Origin of the sequence: Glycomyces artemisiae, assembly GCF_003002955.1 — a bacterium.
Lineage (GTDB): Bacteria > Actinomycetota > Actinomycetes > Mycobacteriales > Micromonosporaceae > Glycomyces > Glycomyces artemisiae.
This window is the reverse complement of sequence record NZ_PVTJ01000007.1, coordinates 108,268-127,007: the sequence shown is the minus strand read 5'-3', so window position 1 is coordinate 127,007 and position 18,740 is coordinate 108,268. Positions and strand designations below refer to the sequence as shown.

The 18,740-nt window shown below is 70.6% G+C and carries 21 protein-coding genes and 1 tRNA gene; 9 read left to right on the top strand and 13 right to left on the bottom strand.

The features are described 5' to 3' along the window. Nucleotides 1-62 precede the first annotated feature (62 nt). The gene (locus tag B0I28_RS18230; RefSeq protein WP_106365271.1) at nucleotides 63-623 is read right to left on the bottom strand and encodes a TetR/AcrR family transcriptional regulator; all 561 of its coding nucleotides are present in this window, start codon (nucleotides 621-623) and stop codon (nucleotides 63-65) included. Between the two features lie 92 nt (nucleotides 624-715). Between B0I28_RS18230 and B0I28_RS18225 the strand changes: the two genes are divergently transcribed. The 3 genes from B0I28_RS18225 to B0I28_RS18215 all read left to right on the top strand — a co-directional run bounded on the left by B0I28_RS18225 (nucleotide 716) and on the right by B0I28_RS18215 (nucleotide 3,933). Beyond that, nucleotides 716-1,558, top strand: a complete 843-nt coding sequence (locus B0I28_RS18225; RefSeq protein WP_106365270.1) for an alpha/beta fold hydrolase — start codon at nucleotides 716-718, stop codon at nucleotides 1,556-1,558. A 164-nt stretch (nucleotides 1,559-1,722) separates the two neighbouring features. Beyond that, a complete protein-coding gene (locus tag B0I28_RS18220; RefSeq protein WP_106365476.1) occupies nucleotides 1,723-2,736 on the top strand; it encodes an alpha/beta hydrolase in 1,014 nt (337 codons plus the stop codon). 51 nt (nucleotides 2,737-2,787) lie between these two features. Then, complete coding sequence (locus B0I28_RS18215) at nucleotides 2,788-3,933, top strand: helix-turn-helix domain-containing protein (RefSeq protein ID WP_106365269.1); 1,146 nt, start codon at nucleotides 2,788-2,790, stop codon at nucleotides 3,931-3,933. Here B0I28_RS18215 and B0I28_RS18210 read toward each other — a convergent pair. Beyond that, complete coding sequence (locus B0I28_RS18210; protein WP_106365268.1) at nucleotides 3,903-4,118, bottom strand: hypothetical protein; 216 nt, start codon at nucleotides 4,116-4,118, stop codon at nucleotides 3,903-3,905. The genes B0I28_RS18215 and B0I28_RS18210 overlap by 31 nt on opposite strands. Before the next feature lie 130 nt (nucleotides 4,119-4,248). On the opposite strand from B0I28_RS18210, the gene B0I28_RS18205 reads away from it, so the two are divergent. Beyond that, nucleotides 4,249-5,121: a DUF3592 domain-containing protein gene (locus B0I28_RS18205; RefSeq protein ID WP_106365267.1), complete on the top strand. Its 873-nt coding sequence runs from the start codon at nucleotides 4,249-4,251 to the stop codon at nucleotides 5,119-5,121. Between the two features lie 156 nt (nucleotides 5,122-5,277). Continuing rightward, nucleotides 5,278-6,288 carry an MsnO8 family LLM class oxidoreductase gene (locus B0I28_RS18200; protein ID WP_106365266.1) on the top strand — a complete coding sequence of 337 codons (1,011 nt, stop codon included), beginning with the start codon at nucleotides 5,278-5,280 and terminating at the stop codon, nucleotides 6,286-6,288. A gap of 101 nt (nucleotides 6,289-6,389) precedes the next feature. On the opposite strand, the gene B0I28_RS18195 is transcribed toward B0I28_RS18200, so the two are convergent. Further along, a complete protein-coding gene (locus B0I28_RS18195; RefSeq protein ID WP_219926849.1) occupies nucleotides 6,390-6,878 on the bottom strand; it encodes a lamin tail domain-containing protein in 489 nt (162 codons plus the stop codon). A 383-nt stretch (nucleotides 6,879-7,261) separates the two neighbouring features. On the opposite strand from B0I28_RS18195, the gene B0I28_RS18190 reads away from it, so the two are divergent. Next, entirely contained in the window at nucleotides 7,262-7,717 is a 456-nt protein-coding gene (locus tag B0I28_RS18190; protein ID WP_106365265.1) for a hypothetical protein, read from the top strand. A 110-nt stretch (nucleotides 7,718-7,827) separates the two neighbouring features. On the opposite strand, the gene B0I28_RS18185 is transcribed toward B0I28_RS18190, so the two are convergent. Continuing rightward, nucleotides 7,828-8,043: a hypothetical protein gene (locus tag B0I28_RS18185; RefSeq protein WP_106365264.1), complete on the bottom strand. Its 216-nt coding sequence runs from the start codon at nucleotides 8,041-8,043 to the stop codon at nucleotides 7,828-7,830. On the opposite strand from B0I28_RS18185, the gene B0I28_RS18180 reads away from it, so the two are divergent. Beyond that, a complete protein-coding gene (locus tag B0I28_RS18180) occupies nucleotides 8,042-8,680 on the top strand; it encodes a hypothetical protein (protein ID WP_106365263.1) in 639 nt (212 codons plus the stop codon). The two genes, B0I28_RS18185 and B0I28_RS18180, sit on opposite strands and share 2 nt — an antisense overlap. 138 nt (nucleotides 8,681-8,818) lie before the next feature. Here the strand turns inward: B0I28_RS18180 and B0I28_RS18175 are convergent, their stop codons facing one another. Both B0I28_RS18175 and B0I28_RS18170 read right to left on the bottom strand, forming a co-directional pair. After that, a complete protein-coding gene (locus B0I28_RS18175) occupies nucleotides 8,819-9,436 on the bottom strand; it encodes a GNAT family N-acetyltransferase (protein WP_219926848.1) in 618 nt (205 codons plus the stop codon). 32 nt (nucleotides 9,437-9,468) lie between these two features. Next, nucleotides 9,469-12,207 carry an AfsR/SARP family transcriptional regulator gene (locus B0I28_RS18170; protein ID WP_181245847.1) on the bottom strand — a complete coding sequence of 913 codons (2,739 nt, stop codon included), beginning with the start codon at nucleotides 12,205-12,207 and terminating at the stop codon, nucleotides 9,469-9,471. 134 nt (nucleotides 12,208-12,341) lie between these two features. Here B0I28_RS18170 and B0I28_RS18165 point away from each other — a divergent pair, with 134 nt between their 5' ends. Next, nucleotides 12,342-13,628, top strand: a complete 1,287-nt coding sequence (locus B0I28_RS18165; RefSeq protein WP_106365261.1) for an MFS transporter — start codon at nucleotides 12,342-12,344, stop codon at nucleotides 13,626-13,628. Nucleotides 13,629-13,914: 286 nt separating this feature from the next. On the opposite strand, the gene B0I28_RS18160 is transcribed toward B0I28_RS18165, so the two are convergent. From B0I28_RS18160 to B0I28_RS18150, 3 genes are all read right to left on the bottom strand, one after another. After that, complete coding sequence (locus tag B0I28_RS18160; protein ID WP_181245846.1) at nucleotides 13,915-14,232, bottom strand: antibiotic biosynthesis monooxygenase family protein; 318 nt, start codon at nucleotides 14,230-14,232, stop codon at nucleotides 13,915-13,917. A gap of 72 nt (nucleotides 14,233-14,304) precedes the next feature. Next, nucleotides 14,305-14,781 carry a hypothetical protein gene (locus tag B0I28_RS18155; RefSeq protein WP_146148153.1) on the bottom strand — a complete coding sequence of 159 codons (477 nt, stop codon included), beginning with the start codon at nucleotides 14,779-14,781 and terminating at the stop codon, nucleotides 14,305-14,307. A gap of 20 nt (nucleotides 14,782-14,801) precedes the next feature. Beyond that, on the bottom strand, nucleotides 14,802-15,176 hold the full coding sequence (locus B0I28_RS18150) for a YciI family protein (RefSeq protein WP_106365258.1): 375 nt from the start codon (nucleotides 15,174-15,176) through the stop codon (nucleotides 14,802-14,804). Between the two features lie 220 nt (nucleotides 15,177-15,396). Here B0I28_RS18150 and B0I28_RS18145 point away from each other — a divergent pair, with 220 nt between their 5' ends. Further along, nucleotides 15,397-15,897 carry a hypothetical protein gene (locus tag B0I28_RS18145; protein WP_146148152.1) on the top strand — a complete coding sequence of 167 codons (501 nt, stop codon included), beginning with the start codon at nucleotides 15,397-15,399 and terminating at the stop codon, nucleotides 15,895-15,897. Between the two features lie 280 nt (nucleotides 15,898-16,177). On the opposite strand, the gene B0I28_RS18140 is transcribed toward B0I28_RS18145, so the two are convergent. From B0I28_RS18140 to B0I28_RS18125, 4 genes are all read right to left on the bottom strand, one after another. After that, nucleotides 16,178-17,011: an alpha/beta fold hydrolase gene (locus tag B0I28_RS18140; RefSeq protein WP_106365256.1), complete on the bottom strand. Its 834-nt coding sequence runs from the start codon at nucleotides 17,009-17,011 to the stop codon at nucleotides 16,178-16,180. A gap of 27 nt (nucleotides 17,012-17,038) precedes the next feature. Further along, on the bottom strand, nucleotides 17,039-17,461 hold the full coding sequence (locus B0I28_RS18135) for a DoxX family protein (protein WP_106365255.1): 423 nt from the start codon (nucleotides 17,459-17,461) through the stop codon (nucleotides 17,039-17,041). Nucleotides 17,462-17,553: 92 nt separating this feature from the next. Then, nucleotides 17,554-18,126 carry a PadR family transcriptional regulator gene (locus tag B0I28_RS18130; protein ID WP_106365254.1) on the bottom strand — a complete coding sequence of 191 codons (573 nt, stop codon included), beginning with the start codon at nucleotides 18,124-18,126 and terminating at the stop codon, nucleotides 17,554-17,556. A gap of 526 nt (nucleotides 18,127-18,652) precedes the next feature. After that, nucleotides 18,653-18,729, bottom strand: a tRNA-Leu gene (locus tag B0I28_RS18125). Between the last annotated feature and the right edge of the window lie 11 nt (nucleotides 18,730-18,740).

Genomic DNA, 18,740 nt, shown 5'->3' with positions numbered 1-18,740 from the left:
CGTCGGTGAGCTCAGCGTGCGAACGCAGGAAGCCATGTTCCGCAGGGGGTTTCGGCGGTCGGTCAGTCCAGGGCGTCGGCGAGGAGGGCTTCGGCCGCGGCGCGGGCGTGGGCGGCGGCGTCGGGAGTGTTGGCGATCGCGGCGGTCGTCTGCGCTCCTTCGGCGAGGATGCTGATCTGGGGGGCCAGGGACGCGGGGGCTCCGGCCTCGTCGACCAGCCGCGCGACGTAGGCGCCGAACGCCTCCTTCTGTTCGCGCACGGTCCGGCGCACCTCCTCGGAGCCGCCGCTCAGCTCGCCGTAGAAGTTGATGAACGCGCACCCGCGGAAGTCGGGTTCGCGGAACCACGCGTCGAGGAAGTCGAAGACCGCCAGCAGCTTCTCGCGCGGGGTCGCGGCCCGCTCGGCGGTGGCGGCGATCCCGGCGTCCCACACCTCGCGCCGCCGCTCCAGCACGGCCACGATGAGGTCGTCCTTGGAGGGGAACAGCCGGTAGATGCGCTTGAGCGAGACGCCGGCCTCGGTGCGGACGGCGTCCATCCCGACGGCCTGCACCCCGCAGGCGTAGAAGAGCCGGTCGGCGGCGCCGACCACCTGTGCCCGGGCCGCGGTGTCGTCGATCATATGGGAACCCCTTGCGGTGAGAACGATCGTTCTCTAGAGTAGTCCACATCAGCGGAGAACGACCGTTCTCCTTCGGGAAAGGGACGAAGACCATGGGCACCATCACCGTCGGCACCGAGAACAGCACCCCGATCGAGCTCTACTACGAGGACCAGGGCTCCGGGCAGCCCGTCGTCCTCATCCACGGCTACCCGCTCGACGGGCACAGCTGGGAGCGCCAGACCCGCGAGCTGCTCGCCGCCGGCTACCGCGTCATCACCTACGACCGCCGCGGCTTCGGGCAGTCGAGCAAGGTCGGCACCGGGTACGACTACGACACCTTCGCCGCCGACCTGAACACCGTCCTCACCGAGCTGGACCTGCACGAGGCCATCCTCGTCGGCTTCTCCATGGGCACCGGCGAACTCGCCCGCTACGTCAAGAACCACGGCCACGAGCGCGTCGCGAAGCTCGCCTTCCTCGCCTCGCTGGAGCCGTTCCTCGTCAAGCGCGACGACAACCCCGAGGGCGTCCCACAGGAGGTCTTCGACGGCATCGCCGCAGCCGCGCGCGGCGACCGCTACGCCTGGTTCACCCAGTTCTACAAGGACTTCTACAACCTCGATGAGAACCTGGGCTCGCGCATCAGCCAGGAGGTCGTCACCGCCAACTGGAACACCGCCACCGGCTCGGCGCCGGTCGCCGCCTACGCGGTCGTCTCCTCCTGGATCGAGGACTTCCGCGCCGACGTCGAGGCCGTCCGCGCCGCCGCCAAGCCGACCCTGATCCTCCATGGCACCAAGGACAACATCCTGCCGATCGACGCCACCGGCCGCCGCTTCCACCAGGCCGTGCCCGACGCCGAGTACGTCGAGGTCGAAGGCGCGCCGCACGGGCTGCTGTGGACCCACGCAGCGGAAGTGAACGAGGCGCTCCTGACGTTCGTCCGCTCCTGACGGATCGGGATGCCACGGCTCCGGCCGTGGCATCCCGGCTGCAGGAAGGCTTCGGTGCCGTTTTGGCGGGTGGAGCGACCGGACTTCCCGCCATCTGCGGGTGTCGCGGTGCCCGTTCGCCGTTCGAGGATGGGGGATCAGCGATGCACGCGAAGGAGTGGACCATGACCGATACCGCGGCCGAAAGCATGCTGGGGCCCGTCACCACGCGGCCCCCGTTCGACCCCGAACTCGCCCCGGCCGAGAAGATGCTCCGGGCCGGGCCCGCCGGTACGGTCCTGACGGCGGAGACGCTGCCCGCGTTGCGAAACGGCATGCCGGAGGTCGAAGTACCCGGATTCCCGGAGCCGGACCTGACGGCGGGCGGACGCGTCCGAGTCGAGGAGCGCCGCGTCCCCGGCCCCGACGGGGCGCCGGAGATCACGCTGCTCATCCTCAGTCCGGCCAGCCCGCGCGGCAAGATGGGCGGCCTGTTCAACATCCACGGCGGCGGGATGATCGCCGGGGACCGGCGGTCCGGAGTGGAACTGGTCCTGCCGTACGTCGCCGACGGGAACGCGGTCGCGGTCTCCGTCGAGTACCGGCTCGCCCCCGAGCACCCCGACCCGGCGCCGGTCGAGGACTGCTACGCCGGGCTGGCGTGGACGGCCGAGCACGCGGACGGACTCGGCATCGACCCCGACCGCCTCATCATCGTCGGCGGCAGCGCCGGAGGAGGACTGGCCGCAGGGACCGCGCTCCTCGCCCGCGACCGCGCCTTCCCCCGGCTGAGTCACCAGATCCTCATCTGCCCCATGCTCGACGACCGCTTCGCAACCCACAGCAGCCGCATGCTCGACGGCGAGGGCGTCTGGGACCGCAATGCCAACCTGTTCGGCTGGACCTCGCTGCTGGGAGACCGGCGCGGCGGGCCCGACGTCTCGCCGTACGCCGCCCCCGCCCGCGCCGAGGACCTCTCGGGCCTGCCGCGGACCTACATCGACACCGGTGCGGTCGAGGTCTTCCGCGACGAGATCCTCGACTACGCGACGCGGCTCTCGCAGGCAGGCGTCAACGTCGACCTGCACATGTGGGGCGGCGCGTTCCACGGCTCAGACATGATCGGCGCTCACGCCGCCGTCTCGCGCGCCTCCGTCGCGACCCGCGACGAGTTCATCCGGCGCGCGCTCGAAGCCTGAACCGGAGCTAACCTTCACGTTCAAGCACCAAGGTCGGCGCGGGAGGTTGGCGTGCGTGAGCTCATCGGCAGACTGGAGTCCAGCGACGACCCCGCCGTCGCCGCCCTGCGCGTCATCGACCACTTCGACCGCCTCGTCCAGGCGCGGGCCACGGCAGCGGCCGTGGTCCGCGCGACGGCGGCATTGGCGGGCTGCCCCGCCGGACTGCACGACGCCGAGACCGGCAGCGTCAGGCGATTCGACCCCGAAGGCAGGCCGCTGCCGGAGACCGAGCACGCCTCGTCGGTGCGGCTGGCAGTGCCGGGCCGCATCGGCGCCTGGGTCTGGCTCGAACGGCCCGACGCGACCACCGGACCGCTCGACCCGCTCCTGCTGGAGCGCGCCGCGCACACGATCCAGGCGCTCAACCGGCCCGCACCGCACACTCCCGCCGCACTGGTCCGGGTCGCCTGCGATCCCGATGCCGCCGAGCATGACCGACGCAGCGCTGTGCGGGCACTCGGCCTCTCCTCCGACGTGACCGTCCTCGTCGCCGTCTCACCCTTCCCCGCTGCGCCCCTCGCGGCGGCGATCGGCCGGTACACGGTCGCACTGGCCCCCGCACCTGTGGCCTTCCCGACCGACCTGCGAGCTGGTACGGCCCTTACCGGCGAACCGCTCGATCTGCCTACCGCCGTGGGGCGAGCCGCCATCGCGTTTCGCCTGACCGACCGCGTCGGCGGGCCCGGCGCGTCCGTGGTCCGGTACGAAGACCTCGGCGCCGTCGCCGCACTTGTGGAACATTTCAGCCCACCGGATGCCGCGGCGGTCCCGGACGTGCAGCGTCTGAACCAGGCCCTCGCCACCCGCCCCTGGATCATCGACACGCTCCAGGCCGCGCTTGACCAGACCAGCCTGCGCCAAGCCGCAGACCGCTTGCATCTGCACCATTCCACCCTCCAAGAACGCCTCGCCTGGCTGGAGTCCCGGCTCGACCTCGCACTAGCCAAGCCGGGAGGACGACAGCGAGCTGCTATCGCCCTCGCGCTCTGGCGCATCGCCAGCAGCGAGGACCCCGACCCCGAGACGCAGGTCCAGGGGTACGACTACGACCGCGACGGCAAAGCCGAGCTCGGGTCAAGACCGCGGACAGCTGGGACAAGCTCTTGCGGCGGCCATGTCAATGCTCAGGAAACGCAGCCGGATTCGTCGACATAGGACCGGATCGCCGCTCGCGCGCCCTCGACTTCGGGCACGTTCCAGATGTCGTGGGCCTCGGCCAGTGAACCGCCGTCGCCGACGGCCCCGGAGATCGCCGTCCCCGCTTCCGTGAGCACCTGGACGTGGGCTGCGGCGTCCTCGGGCACGAGCTCGGCCAACTGCTGTCCGGCCGCGGCACCCATGCCGGAGTCGCCGCCTCGGAAGCGGCCGGCTCATCGGCCCACGGCCTCTCGACGACGTGAAAGCTGTGACCGGTAGAGGCCCGCGGCGGGCGACGATGGCGGCCTCGCCCGCAAACCGAGGAGGCACAAGATGAGCACGATCGACCCCGTCGCCGCACGGCGGGCGACGCGGCTGCGACGGGCGGGCGACCGCCGGTTCCTCGCCGCCGCGACCGCCTGCGCCGCGGTGGTCGCCGTGTGCGCGTTCCTGCTCGGCCTCGGCATCGCCGAGATAGCGAACATGCTGCGGCACAGCATGATCGACAGCGTCTTCGATGATCGCAACCCGATGCCGACGTTCTGGGGCATCGGCACGATCGGCTACCTCTGGGCGCTCGGCCCCATCGGGACGATCGCCGGGAGCGCGGCGGCGGCCTGGTTGCTCGACGCCTACCGTGGCGGCGAGCCGCAGCCGCCAATGCTTGCGCCGATCGCGACCTGCGCGGTCGCGGTCGCCGTGGTCCTCAACGCGAGGACCTGGCTGGCGCCGCTCGAAGTCGGCGTCCGGCTCGATCCGGTGTTCCACGAGGACGAAGGATGGGGCGTCTTCGGGTGGATCGCGTACTACGCCGACCTCTGGTTCCCGGCGCTCGTCGCGGTCGTCGCAGTGCTCGTGGTCGTGTTCGCGATCGGACACCGGCGCCGTCTGCGACGCCAGCTCGCCGACCGCGACCGACTGCTTGCGACAGGGCGCCGCGTCAAGGGCACTGTCACCGAAGTCGCGGTCCGCACCGCCGCGAACGACCAGGGGCATCTGTCGGTCGTCGGTGCCAAGGTCACGGTGAAGTTCTCTGATGACCAGGGCTCCGAGCGGTGGGTCACGCGCTCCAGCCGCGACCGAAACACGATTTCCGGCACTGCCGAGGTCCTGTTTGACCCGCGACGGCCCGGCGACGACTCACTGATCTTCGTCGCGCTCCTGCGCGACCCGCTCCCGGCGGACTGGCTCGGTACATCGATCTGACGTGCCGAGAAGACTCAGCGAGCGCCCTCGCATGCGCTCGAAGCGTTCCACCACGGTCTGGGGACCGGCACTTGCGGGCCCAGACGGCCCGGTGAGACCGGGCACGATCAGTGTCGAGAGAGAAACATTCGCGAGCCCGCGGGTGTTGCGCGGCATATGAGGACTCCGCAACCACTTCGGCTCTCACTGCTCGACCGCGCCGTCATCGCCGAGGGCGAGACGGCCGCTGAGACCCTGCGGGAGGTGGTGAGTCACGCCAAGCAGGCCGAGCAACTGGGCTTCCACCGCTACTGGGTGGCCGAGCACCACAGTGTCCCCGGCATCGCCGGTTCGGCGCCCACCGTGCTCGCAGCCGCGGTCGCGGCAGCGACCAGCCGCATTCGGGTCGGCACCGGCGGCGTCATGCTGCCCAACCACCGGCCGCTGGTGGTCGCCGAGCAGTTCGGGGTCCTGGAGTCCCTGTTCGAAGGTCGCATCGACATGGGCCTGGGCCGCACCCTCGGGTTCGTCCCGGCCGTCCGCGCGGCGCTGGGCCACGACCTCGACGAAGGCGACGACTTCGACGACCTCCTGACCGAACTCCTCGGCTACTTCACCGGCGAACAGCGGTCCCACCCGGGCGTGCACGCCCGGCCCGGCGAAGGGCTGCGCCCCGACCCCTTCGTCCTGGCGGTGGGATCAGGCGGCGAGTACGCCGCCAGGCACGGCGTAGGCCTGGTCATCGCCGCTTCGAAAGAGCTCGCGGCCACCCGCGCCAAGATCGACGACTACCGGCTCGGTTTCCGGCCCTCCTCATGGCGATCCGAGCCGTACGTCGTCGTGGCGCAGACGGTCGCCGTCGCCGCGACCCGCGAAGCGGCCGAGGACCTGCTGCTCCCCGAGTACTGGTCCACCGCGCTGTCCCGCACCAGGGGCGAGTTCCCGCCGCTGCGGCCCTCAGCGGAGATCCGGGCGGCCGCGAAGACCCACCGCGAGTCCACGTATCTCGAACAGGCGCTCGCGGGCGCGGTCTACGGGACCCCCGACGAGGTCGCTCCTCGTCTGGCGGGCCTGGTCGAAGCGACCGGTGCGGACGAGCTCCTCATCGGTACCACCTCCTACGACCGCAAGGCCCTGTTCGACTCCCACCGCCGCCTCACGGAACTCACCGGCCTCGCAAGCCGCTGATCTCGTATCAGAGGGTCAAGCGGCGGTACCCGCCGAGCCGGGCAATGGTCCGCTCGACGACCCGACGATGGCGGCCGAGTCGTTTCTGCGCGCTGCAGCGCTCAGTGGAAGGTGACGTAGCCGTTGCCGTCGGCGTCATCGCGCGAGGGTTTGTAGGAGTGGGAGTCCGCGTTCGCGCCCGACGGCTTGTAGAGGTAGATGGAGTCGCCGGTGTTGTTCCAGATGAAATTGCAGTTGTCCCGGTAGACGACGTTGTTCCCGTCCGAATCGTCGCCGTTGCCGCCGCGGAGCCGGACGTAGTCGCCGGGCTGGAGGTAGTGGTCGGCGGTGAACTTGAACTTGTTGCCGGCAGCGTCCTTCACCAGGTAGCCCCGGAGGTTGATCGTCGCAGTCTTGGAGTAGTTCTTGATGGTCAGGTACTCCTGGGAGGTGTTCCCTCCCACGCAGCGGTTGTCGTCGCGGCCGGGCGCGTTGTACTGGACTCCTTGGATTTTGAGGGCCGACGAGTACTCCGTGGCGGAGGCCGGGGTCGCGGTGGCAACGAGGGTGGCGACGGCCAGGCCGACGACCATAAGCGTCTTCTTCAGCATCAGAATGTCCTCATTGTTCTGAAATCAGGGGTGGACTCGAATCGCATCTCGTGTGCAAGTTCGAGCGACTGAGGATAAATATTAGCGCTTCTCGGAATTGTTGTGGGGACCCGTGCCTGCGCCTGCCGCCGCCGGTAGCGCCTCTCGCCCAAGTCGAGAAAAAATTCACTGTTTGTCTGACGACAAATAGCCGCCGAAGCCATCGAAACACTCACCAAGATGCAATGAGGAATAAAGGACTTTGCGTGCACCGGTCGGCGGTGGTTCACGGAGTCGTTTCCGGACGGGTGCAAAACGGATGCCGTTCGGATGCGGCCCCGCGGGACGGTGGTCCCTCAACGATCCCCATCAAATGCCGTACCGGCATTGGAACGGAGGAAGCGATGTTCGAGCGGATCAAGGCGCCCGGCAGGCGGGCGCTCACCATGCTGGCCCTGGTGGTCACGGCGACCGCGGGACTGGCCGTGATCGGCGGTTCCACCGCGAGCGCCGAAGACGTGGGCGCATCGGCCTGGGAACTCGACTACGCCACGAACACGACCATGTCCGGGAAGGACAAGGAATGCTCCACCGACAGCCCCTGGGTGTCGGTCTGCTTCCAGCCTTCCGGCGACATCTTCTGGGTGAGGGACAAGGAGGCGGACGGCAACCGGGTCGCCATCGAATGGCGCGACCTCTCCGGCAACCGGGTCGGCCGATGCACCGACACGCTCGGCGTCGCCGCAGACTGGACCAGCTGCAACAAGGACCTCCCCGAGGGCCACAACATCCAGTGGCGCGCAGGCCACTGGGACTTCGGCCAATGGAACTGGGACAGGGAGTTCACCACGTACGCGTGACCACCGCCCCGGCTCAAAACCCGGCCCGGCGACCCAGCGCCGGGCCGGGCATACGAGTCCCGCCGATCCCACGCCTCAGCGTGAACGGTCGGACCGGTACCAGGCCCGGCTCAGCCGCTGCCCTTCGGCCAGAACTCGGTATGGGTGGTGTAGTCGGCGGGGGAATGGGAGGCCCGGGTGCGGATGGTGGTGTCGGCGTTGGCGGGCACGGCCGCGAGCGCGGCACGCAGGGCGCTCTGCGAAGGCACCGAGACCGCGACGGCCTCAACGGGATCCGCGCCAGAGCTCGCGGGCGGATGGTCGACGGCGGCTACTGTCGTTCCCATGGCGATGAGCTTCGATACCGGCCTCCAGCTCGCGGGGGTCGTCGTTGCGGCGGCCGGCACGTACTACGCCTTTCGTCAGTACCGCCTTGCACACACCACACAGCGGGAACGCGGGGACGCTGATCGCGACGGGGGAGCGGTCGAGTTCTTCACGCTCAAGCGACACCCCGATACGACGGGCAAAGTCGTCGCCTGGTGCATCATTGCCGCCGGCGCCGTGTTCGGCTTCTGGAGCCTGGAGAACGCCGAAAGCGGTACGCAAAGCGCGATCGGGGCTGTTATTGCTCTGGCGGGCATGTTCTTCGGAGCACGGATGGTCGACAGCGCAGACGACACGATAGGAGTCGAGCTCAACGAGGCCGGCATGGTCGTGCGACGGAACTACGAACGGCCGCGTGAATGGCGAATCGCTTGGGATCAGGTCGACCATGTCGCCATAGTGCACAAATACTCCACCGAGCGTGTGGTGGTGGCCGTGCTGAAGCCGAACAGCGGCTTCGTTCCCGGTATGCCGCAGGAGCGGTATTCGAGCCGAGACGGCGGATACGAGATGTGCGATCTTCGGGAGGCAAAGCCTTCAGAGGAAGCCTTCCTGGAAGCGTTGCGGCGCTTCTCCGGCAGGGACGTCAGGAAGTGAACGATCGCGGCTCAGCGCTAGGAGCGGGTGGCGATGGCGCATCCGCCGCAAACGGTTACCCAATGCGTCCACACGGCGGCCCTCCGGCGTGCGAGCGCTGAATCGTTGCAACGCGGACCGTCCGGACGGTCGGCCGCGCTATCTGAGCATGGCGACGGGCGACGCGTTCGGGATGCCGTCGATGGGGGCGATTTCGCGGAAGCCGAAGCGCGCGTAGAGGCGTCGGTTGTCGGGAGTGGAGGCCTCCAGATAGGACGGCAAACCGGTGCGGTCGACGTACTCCAGGCGGGCCCGCAGCAGCGCCGACCCGACGCCGAGCCCCTGCTTCGCGGCACCGACGCCGATGTCTGCCAGGTACCAGTGCGGCTCGGCGGGGCGGTGGCGCTGGAGGCGGTGCTCCATGGTCATCGCGCGGGGGATCCCGGCGGCGCCGAACGCCTTGAGGAACAGCGGCATCTGGGCGAGCTCCCGGGTGAGCGCGCCGCGGCGCGCCGCGGGCGACTCCCAGGCGGCGACGCCGATGATCTGCTCGTCGCCCTCCCGGCGGGCGACGTCCACGGCACCGCGCGGTCCCGGGCCGGACCGCAGGACCGCGGTGAACAAGTGCGTCAGCTTCCGCTGCCGGTCCGCTTGGGCGGGAAGGATGCCGAGGGCGACGGGGTCGTCGGTGAAGGCGTCCGCGAGGACCGCGGCGGCGGCCGCGAATTCCTCGGGTCGGGCGGTCGTGATCGCGATCATCGCGGTGTCGGTCTCCATGGATCGGCGGTTGGACGGTCGGCACCGCCGCGTCAGGGCAGCGCGTCCAGGGCGGCGCGGACCTCGGCGGCGTCGTGGTGGCCGAGCCGGTCGAGGATCTCCAGGGCACGCCGGTAGTGGCCGCGGGCTGTGCCGGAGTCGCCCATGGCGGTGCGGTTCTCGGCCAGGTGCACGAGGGTGTCGGCGGCCCGGTACCGGTTCCCTTCGGGCCCTTCGTAGAACGCGAGGGCCCGCGCGTAGCAGTCCTCGGCCTCGGCGTTCTCGCCGCGGGCGGCGTAGACGTAGCCGAGGCTGTCCCAGCAGACGGCGAGGCCGTCGCCGTTGCCGAGCTCGCCGTACAGCCGCAGGGCCTCGCGGCAGTGCCGCTCGGCCGTGTCGTACTCGCCGACCTGGGCGAGGCTCCAGCCGATGTTGTTGAGCGAGTCGGCCTGCCCGTTGCGGTCGCCGAGCCGCTCGTACCGCTCCAGCGCGGCGACGTTGCACGCCGCCGCGTCCCGGTGGCGGCCCTGGAGGTAGTCGATGTAGCCGCGGTTCTTCAGGATCGCGGCCTCCCCGTTCGCGTCGCCGATCTCCTCGAAGACGCCCAGCGCCAGCGCGAAGCGGGCGCGCACCTCGTCGAATTCGTGGAGGTGCCCGTGGACGCGCCCGATCTTGCGGTGCGAGACCGCCTGCCAGCGCCGGTTCCCGAGCCGCTCGGCCGCACCGAGGGCGAGCGCCTCGATCTCCATCCAGGTGCGCCACCGGTTGCGGCGGTGGAGGGTCTCGCCGACGGTCCACACCAGCGGCCACAGCAGGTCGTCCCAGCCGTGGTCCGCGCACCGCCGGACCAGCGCGAGGATCGCGGCGGTCTCGGTGTCGAACCACTGCTGCGCGTCGGCGGAGGTCTTCAGGTCCGGGAGCGTGACGCCGGGCCCGGCCTCGGGCAGGTCGATCGGGGGCCGCCCGGGGACCAGCAGCAGCGTCGCCGCGTGCGCGGTGTGCATGTGGTGGAGGACGAGCCGCCGCAGCGCGGCGTCGCGGCGCCGGGGCGGGTCGGTCAGCTCGGTCAGCTCAACGGCGCACGCGCGCAGCAGGTCGTGCGTGTCGTGCCGGCCCGGGGCGGTCTCGGCGGCGAGCTGCGTGGCCGCGAGCTCGTTGAGGAGGCAGGTCGTCTCGGCGGCGGGCCGTCCGATGAGGCTGGCGGCGGCCTCGACGCCGAGGGACGATCCGGGGGCGAGTGTGGTCAGGCGGAACAGCCGCGCGGCGTCGCGGCGGACGGACCGGTAGGACCACGACAGGATCGCGCGGACCCCGGTGTCGGCCTCGCCGGTGTCGAGCGCGTCGAGCCGGTAGCGCCCGAGCAGATGGCGGGCGAGGTCGGCGAGGGGCAGCGAGGGGTCGGCCTCGGCGCGGGCGGAGGCGACCGCGAGCGCCAGCGGCAGTCCCGCGCACGCGTCGATGATCGCCTGCGCCGCTTCGGGTTCGCGTTCGAGCGCGGCGGTGCCGAGGCGGGCGGCGAGCAGCCGGTGCGAGTCCCGGGCGTCCATCGTCGCCAGGCCGACCGAGACGGCGCGGTGCGAGACCAGCAGGCCCGTCAGCGAGTTCCGGCTGGTGATGAGCGTCAGGGCGCCGCCGGTCCCGGGGATGAGCGGGCGCACCTGGGCCGTGTCGCGCGCGTTGTCGAGGACCACCAGGATTCGCAGGTCGGCGGTGACGGTGCGGAAGAGCCCGGCGCGGGCGTCGAGTCCTTCGGGGATCTCGCGGGGCGGCACGCCGAGCGCCTGGAGGAACCGGGCGAGCACGTCGGCGGGGTCGGTCGGGGCGGCCTGCGGGCTGAACCCGTGCAGCTCGGCGTACAGCTGCCCGTCGGGGTACTCGCCCGCGATCCGGTGCGCCCAGTGGATCGCGGTCGTGGACTTCCCGACGCCGCCGGTGCCGGTGAGCACGCGCACCGGCCGGTCGGAGCCGGTGAGCCGGTCCAGCGCGTCGTCGCGGCCGATGAAGACCGCGGGGCCGGCGGGGAGCTGCCTGGGGACGGTCGGCGGCGGCGTGCGCGGCGGGAGCGCCGACAGGGCCCGCCCGGCGAGGAGGTCGGCGTGGAGCCGCCGCAGGTCCGGCCCGGGATCCGCGCCGAGGGCGTCCGCGAGCGCGGCCCTCGCCGCGTCGAACCGGTCGAGGGCCTCGGCGCCGCGCCCGCTGCGGTCGAGCGCCACCAGCAGTCGCGTCCACAGCGTCTCGCGCAGCGGGTGGAGCGCGACCAGCCGCTCCAGCTCGGCCACCGCCGCCTCGTGGCGGCCCTCGGCCAAGTCGAGGTCCACGCGCCGTTCGACGGCTTCGAGCCGCAGCGCCTCCAGCCGCGGCGCGACCGTGCCGGTGAGCCAGTGGCAGCCGATGTCCTCGAAGGCCTCGCCCCGCCACAGCGCGAGCGCGGCCTCCAACTGCGCGCGGTCGCCCGCGGCCCGCGCCTGCCGCTCGAACCGGGCGGCGTCCACGTCGTCGTCGCACGCGTGGAGCACCAGCCCGTGCGGGCCGCCGCCGATCCGGTCGGCGCCGATGAGGTCGCGCAGCCGCCCCGCGTAAGTCTGGAGGGTGCGCCGCAGGTGGCCGGGCTCGCCGTCGTCCCAGATCGCCTCGCCCAGGCGCCCGTAAGGCACCACGCGCCCCGGCGTGAGCGCGAGGATCGCGAGCAGCGAACGGAGCCGCCCCGCCGTCACTTCGACGGTCGCACCGCCGCGGCGGACCGCGAGCGGACCCAGGAGTCCGATCGTGAGCTCGTCTTGGGAATCGTCCATGGTGTCCGCCAAGCCTAGGACCGCAGCACGAACTGCGTACAACGTACCCCCTAGTGTCGCGAACAGCGGCCGGGACCAGGCATGAGGCGCCCGTGAGAGCCGGATGACGCGCGCCGGGGGTCCCATTGGTCCCGATGAACGGCAACGGTACCGGCGCGGCTCCGCCCGAGCGGCGACACGAGGGGCGCACAGGCCCCGGCAGGACGGGGTTCCGCGAGGTCTTCGCGAGCGGCGAGTTCCGGGTCCTGTGGCTGGCGCAGGCCCAGTCGCGCATCGGCGACCAGCTCGCCCGCGTGGCGCTGGCGCTGCTGGTGTTCGACCGGACGTCCTCGGCGGCGATGACCGCACTGGTCTACGCGCTCACGTTCCTCCCGCCGCTCCTGACGGCGCCCCTGCTCGCCGGGCTCGCCGACCGCTACTCGCGCCGCACCGTCATGGTCGCGGTGGACCTGATCCGCGCCGTCCTCATCGCCCTCATGGCCGTGCCCTCGATGCCGCTGCCGGTCCTCATGGTCCTGGTGACGCTCGCGACCTGCCCGCAGCCGCTGTTCTCGGCCGCGCGCAACGCGACCCTCCCGCAGGTCCTGCCCGACGGCCGCTTCGCGGTCGGGATGAGCGTCATCACCGCGACCGACGGCCTCGCCCAGATCGCCGGGTTCACCGTCGGCGGGCTCCTCGTCGCCGCCACCGGCGACCCGCACCTCGTCCTCGCACTCAACGCGGGCACGTTCGCGCTCTCGGCGGGCCTGCTGCGCTGGGGCATCGGCCCGCACCGCCCCGAGCCCTCCGACGAGACCGGGCGCGGCGGGTTCGCGCTCGCCGGCGTGCGGTTCGTCTTGCGCGACCGCACGCTCCTCGGGCTCGCCTCACTCATGTGGATCTTCGGTTGCTTCGTGGTCCCCGAAGCGCTGGCGGTCCCCTATGCGGCCGAGATCGGCGCCGGCGAGGAGGCCGTGGGCTTCCTCATGGCCGGCGACGTGATCGGCATGGCCGTGGGCGCGGTCGCCTTCGCCAAAACCGGGGTCCGTTGGCGACGACGGCTGCTCGTCCCGCTCGCAGCGGCGACGGGCCTGCCGCTCATGGCGACCGCGCTCACTCCCGGCGTCCCGGCCACGGTCGCCCTGTGGGCCGCCGCCGGGTTCCTCGGCACCTACATGGTGATCGCGCAGATCGCGTTCACCGGCCTCGTCCCCGACCACATGCGGGCCCGCGCCATCGCGTTCGCCTCGGCGGGCCTCCAGACCGCGCAGGGTCTCGGGGTCCTGTTCGGCGGCCTGCTCGCCGAGGCCCTCCCGCCGTCCTCGGCGATCGCGGTCAGCGCCGCGGTCGGGACGGCCGCCGCGCTCACCGTCGGCATCGCCGCCCGGCTCGGCCGCGTCGACCACGAAGCGCCCGAACCTGCTGCACCGGTCCGCTCATGAAGGCGCGCGACGACAGCGGGGACACCGGATCTGCCGCACCGAGACTCCCGCCCCGAACCCGGGGCGGGTCCGCCGAGCAGGGGAGGAGGTGCGCCATGCGAGGACGCGACTACTAGTGCCCGGCCGCGGGCGGCCGTCGTGGGTTGACACCGTCCGGCGGCTCCAGCTGCCGACGGCGGGCCGACGCCGCGGCCTTTGGGGACACTCGCCGTCCGCGACGCTGTTCCCGCGGACGCAGATCGGCGGCCCGCCTCGATGAGGCGGGCCGCCGATGTCGTGCGCGGGCCTAGAAACCGCCCGCGGCCAGGACCTCCCGGTGGACGACGGTCCGGTCGTAGTCGACCAGGACCGCCTGCGCCTCGGGCTCGACCACGGCCGTGTCGAACCGCTCGCCCGCGAACGAGCGGATCGCCTCGATCGACTCCCAGAACGTCAGGACGACCAGCTCGCGGACCGGATCGCCCGCGGCGCCGCCCAGGGCGAGGTGGGCGCCGCGGAAGCCGGGCTGCCTGCCCAGCTCGGCGAGCAGCACGTCCTCGAAATAGCGCTGGTAGGCGTCGGCGCCCTCTTCCGTGGCCCGCGCCGACCAGGTCCGCAAGATCATCCCGGTGCTCCGTCTCTCAGGGGGTGTGGACAGCATGATCACTCCTCGTCTCGTCTCAGGGCTCTCAGTGCGTCACGTGACGAAGACCGCCGCGACGCAAGGGCCCGTGCTGATATCGGCCGCCCCGATACTCGCGCCGACCGGTCCGCCGCCGGCGGCGCCCGCGGCCGTCGCGGTGACGCCACCGGACGCGTCGGAGGCGAACTCCTCCACGACCAGGCCGGGCGGGTCGCCGGCCAGCTCCTCGACCGCGGCCTGGACCGCGCTCTCCGAACCCTCGCAGACGAATTCCATCGCTCCGGCGGCGTCCCCGGCGTTGACCGCGTCGACCAGGTCCACGATGACCTGCTCGACCGGTGTGGACGCCGCGACGCCCGAGCCGCTGCCTCCGGAGTCGGCAGGGGCGGACGTCTCGTCGGCGGTCGCGGCCGTGGTGTCCCCGATGCCGCCGTCACTGCTGCCGCCACCGCTCTGCCCGCCGCACGCGGCGAGCACGAGGCCCGCCGCGAGCAGGCAGGCGCCGAGCGGGAGCAGCCTCGCGTGCTTCATGATCGGCACTCGCCGGACGACTACTCGGGCGCCTCTTGCAGCGCCCGGACCTCGATCCGCGAACCCAGCGCGGCCGAGGCCTGCTCCGCCCAGCCCAGCGCCTGCTCCTGGTCCGGGACGTCGATGATCCAGAACCCGCCGACGTACTCGGCCGCCGTCACGAACGGCCCCGGCACGCGCACGGGCACGTCCCCGGTGGCGTCGACGGTGACCGCCGTCGACGGCGGCTGGAGGCCGCCCGCGGAGACGAAGGCCCCTGCCTGCTCAAGGCCGCTGTTGAACGCGCCAACGGCGTCCATCATCGCTTGCAGCTCAGCGGGATCGATATCCTGCATCGACTCCATCGTCGGCTCCTCTTCGGACCCGTGCGGGACGGTGAGGAAGTACTGGGGCATGACGCCGCTCCGTTCTGTTCACTGGAAAGATCCCCGAAGCGAGTCCGAGACTCGCCGGGCTCTGAAAGTCAAGAGCCGACCGCTCTCACACCCGCCTCAAACCGACCTCATCCCAGCTCACAGGCTATATCCGGCGACGCTTGCGGCGCTGGCCCTCGCCAAGTGCGACCTCGCCCGCTGGAGCGGCGACCGCGACGAAGCGTACCGGCAGATCGCCGCCATGACGGCCCTGCTCGGCGCGGACGGCGATGGCAGCCACGTCCGCGTCGTGATCCGCGACCGCCTCGGCTACCTCGCCGAGGGGCTCGGCGAGGCCCGCGCGCACCGCGAAGCGGGCTACCGCGCGGCGTTGGAGACCGGGCACACGCCGCTGATCGCGCTGTCGCTCATCGGCATCGCGGACCTGGCGCTGCGCCGCGGCGACGACGGGGCCGCCGCCCGAATGCTCGCGGCGAGCGACGCGCTCGACGGCCTGCCCGACTACCACTCCCATCCGGACGTCGCCGCGAGCAGGCGCGCCGCCCGGACCCGGCTCGGCGAGACGCGCTTCGCCGAGGCCACCGCTGCCGGACGGCTTGAGGACTGGCGCGAGGCGGCCGAGGCGGTGCTCGCCCTGCTAGCCGAAGCGTCCTCCCGCATCGGACAGGGAGGGGGCCGAAGGGGCAGTGAAGGCGTGACACTTGTTCGTGCCACGCCTTGGATGTCTTGTTTGACCTGGTAGCGGAGCCATAACTCCGTTTGGGTAGCCCGGGAAGGCGGCGGACCCACTCTTTCATTACATTGTGGGCTGAAACAGCGTTATCCGTGTCAGTGCGTTGCGGATCGGGGGGCTGCGGAGGTTTCGTCCGACACCGCTTGTCGGCGAGTTCTGACACCGCCAGGCACGTGTCGGTGCCGCGGATGTTGGTTTGCGTCGACACCACCTGTCCGCCCCGTGTCCCTGGCGCGACGAAGATCTGCTTGCGCGGTAATCGGTCTTCCTGCAACACCTCGCGGGCCCCTCAGTGTTCGCTGCTGAAGAACCGCAGCAACAGCGGGCCGACGATCTGTGGGTCGACGACGTGATCCGGCCCCTTGAGGGTCTCCCGTTGAGCGTGGGGTAGGAGGTCTGCAAGCTCGTCGGCTGCGCGGTCGAAGAAGTCCGAGGGCAGGCCTGCCATGTAGGAGACCGTGATCGGTCCTCCGGTGGTGACCAGGACCGGTTGGGTGACCGTTGCCAGTCGATCGGCCGGCAACTGGTAGCGGTTGAGGAAGAGGCTGTCGTGGACCAGCGTGGGCGCGAGGGCGACCGAATCCGCCCAATGCTCCGTCTGCTTGCCTGCCGCTTTCCTGGCCGCAATGTTGTCGTCGGAGGCGCCGGTCATGCGCATGAACAGTTCGAGAACCTCCTCGTCTCGCCCGGCGTCGAAGGCGCGTTGGGTGTCTGCGACGTACTCCTCGAATCGCGGGCGTATGTCGTCCCCGACCGCGTAGGGCACCTCCCACACGGCGATCGTGTCGATGGCTGACCCGGCCGCGGCGGCTTCCAGCGCCAGCGCGCCACCAGAGGACGCCCCGAACAGGTGTGCCGAGCCGCCCGCCTCCGCGATCAACGCATCCAGGTCCTCGATCTCCTTTTCCACGGCGTAGGGCTCGGTGAAGCCGCTCGCGCCGCGTCCCCGACGGGCATAGTTGTAAACCGTGAAGTGCTCGGCGAGAGCAGGTATCAAGGGAGCGTTCTCGGCCCCGTCGTCCTGTGCGCCGCCTACCAGGATGACAGCCGGGCCGCTTCCCTTCCGGTCGTAGGCGATGGTGGTGCCATCGTTCGATGTCACGCGAAAGGCCATCTCGTTCATCTCACATCTCCGTTCGAGAGGTTTGTCTCAGCGCCTGAGCAGCGTGCCGACGACGACCTCGGTGCGCGACCACCGCGCCCTTGCGATCACGGCCGCCACGACGAGAAGGGCGAGCGGCATCCAAGGGCTCTGCTCGAGCACGAACTGATCGGTGATGACAGCACCGGTCAACAATGCCGCCAACCCGAGACTGGCCAGGCCCGCCAGAGCCGGGATCAGAAGGCCAACCCCTCCCGCGACCTCCAGCGCTCCGACCAGGTACCGGAGCCACTGGCCAGCCCCGATGTCGGCGAACATGTCCACCATGACCGGGTCGCCGGCGAGCTTCGAGATTCCGCCGCCGGCGATGATCGCCGCCAGTGCGACTTGCAGAATCCAGACCCCGATGCTGCTCGCCCGCCCGGGCGTGTGCGCAACGGTTTCCGAGCTGTTCTTGGGGGTGGTGCTCATTCGGCTCTCCTTGCCGCGTCCGGGTCTGGCCAACTAGTCAAGTTTGATTACTTGGTCAAAGTACACGAGGAGGAGCATCTAGTCAAGATTGATTAGGGGACCGTTCGCCACGAACCCGGATCATCGGCCATGGTGTAAGCGCCCTCAGAGAGTCGTTTGCTCAGGCTCTTCGCCCACTCCAGTTCGGTGCGTGCATGTCCCGCCCACAGTTCAGCCTGATCGCGGACGTGCTCGGGGATGTCCCGATTGGGGTGCTCCTGCCACTTGGCCTGTTGTACGAGCTCCGCTTCCAGGCGCGCGATCCGCTCGTTGACGTGCGCGATGGCATCTGTCCTGGTCAGCATGGGCAACATGGCGATGGACGCGTCGAGCATGGTGGGGTCGTGGGTGCGCCGTAGACCGTCGCGGACCAGTTCGACTATCTCGTCACGTCCCCGAGCTGTCAGGCGGTACAGAACGCGCTCCGGCCCGGAGTTGCCAGGCTCGGCATGTTCGGTGAGGAGGCCATCAGCCGCCGCCTTCTTCAGCGCGTGATAAATCGAACCGGGCTTGATCTTGGCCCAAATCTCCGCACGCCAGCTCTGCAGTTCGGACCGCACCTGGTAGCCGTGCGCGCCGCCGGAGAGGTGCACGATACCGAGCACCAGGAGCCTCGTCGCCGACATGCGCCCACCTCCGCTCAACCTGCTCGGACTCGCTCCGGTTGCGCGCCCGCCAGGATAGTGTCAACTCCCACCAACCCTAGGGTGCCCTCCTGGCCCGGGTGGTGTCAGCACTGACCTACCAACGGTGCTGGTGGAGACCTCCAAAACCAGTTGCGTGTGTCTGGGAGAACCGCACCGGCGACAGGAGCGTAATCAGCCCGTCCTCGTCGTCATCGGTCGAGCGAAGTGACGGCCCGTTCGCGACCGAACGCCTCCCAGGCGCTCTCACGCGCCCGGCGCTCAGCGCGGTGGTCCAACAGAACTTGGAGCCCACAAGCTGAACCATGAGGTTTGCGTCGTCGATACACTGCCCCGCTGCAGAAAAACCTGGCATTGCATGGTGAGTGCGCTGACCCTACAAGTGTGCTATCCGCCCGACCTGATCTCGGCTGCGATCTCGTTGCCAGTGGAGTCATATACAGCCCAAACCCGGAAATCTGGAAGATTCTCGTGTTGTTGCAGGTCGTCGGAGGGTGTGGGTCTGTGGTGGTAGCCCGGGTGGGATTCGAACCCACACTGTACGGGTTTTGAATCCGTCTTCTCTGCCAGTTGGAATACCGGGCCGGGGTCCTGCC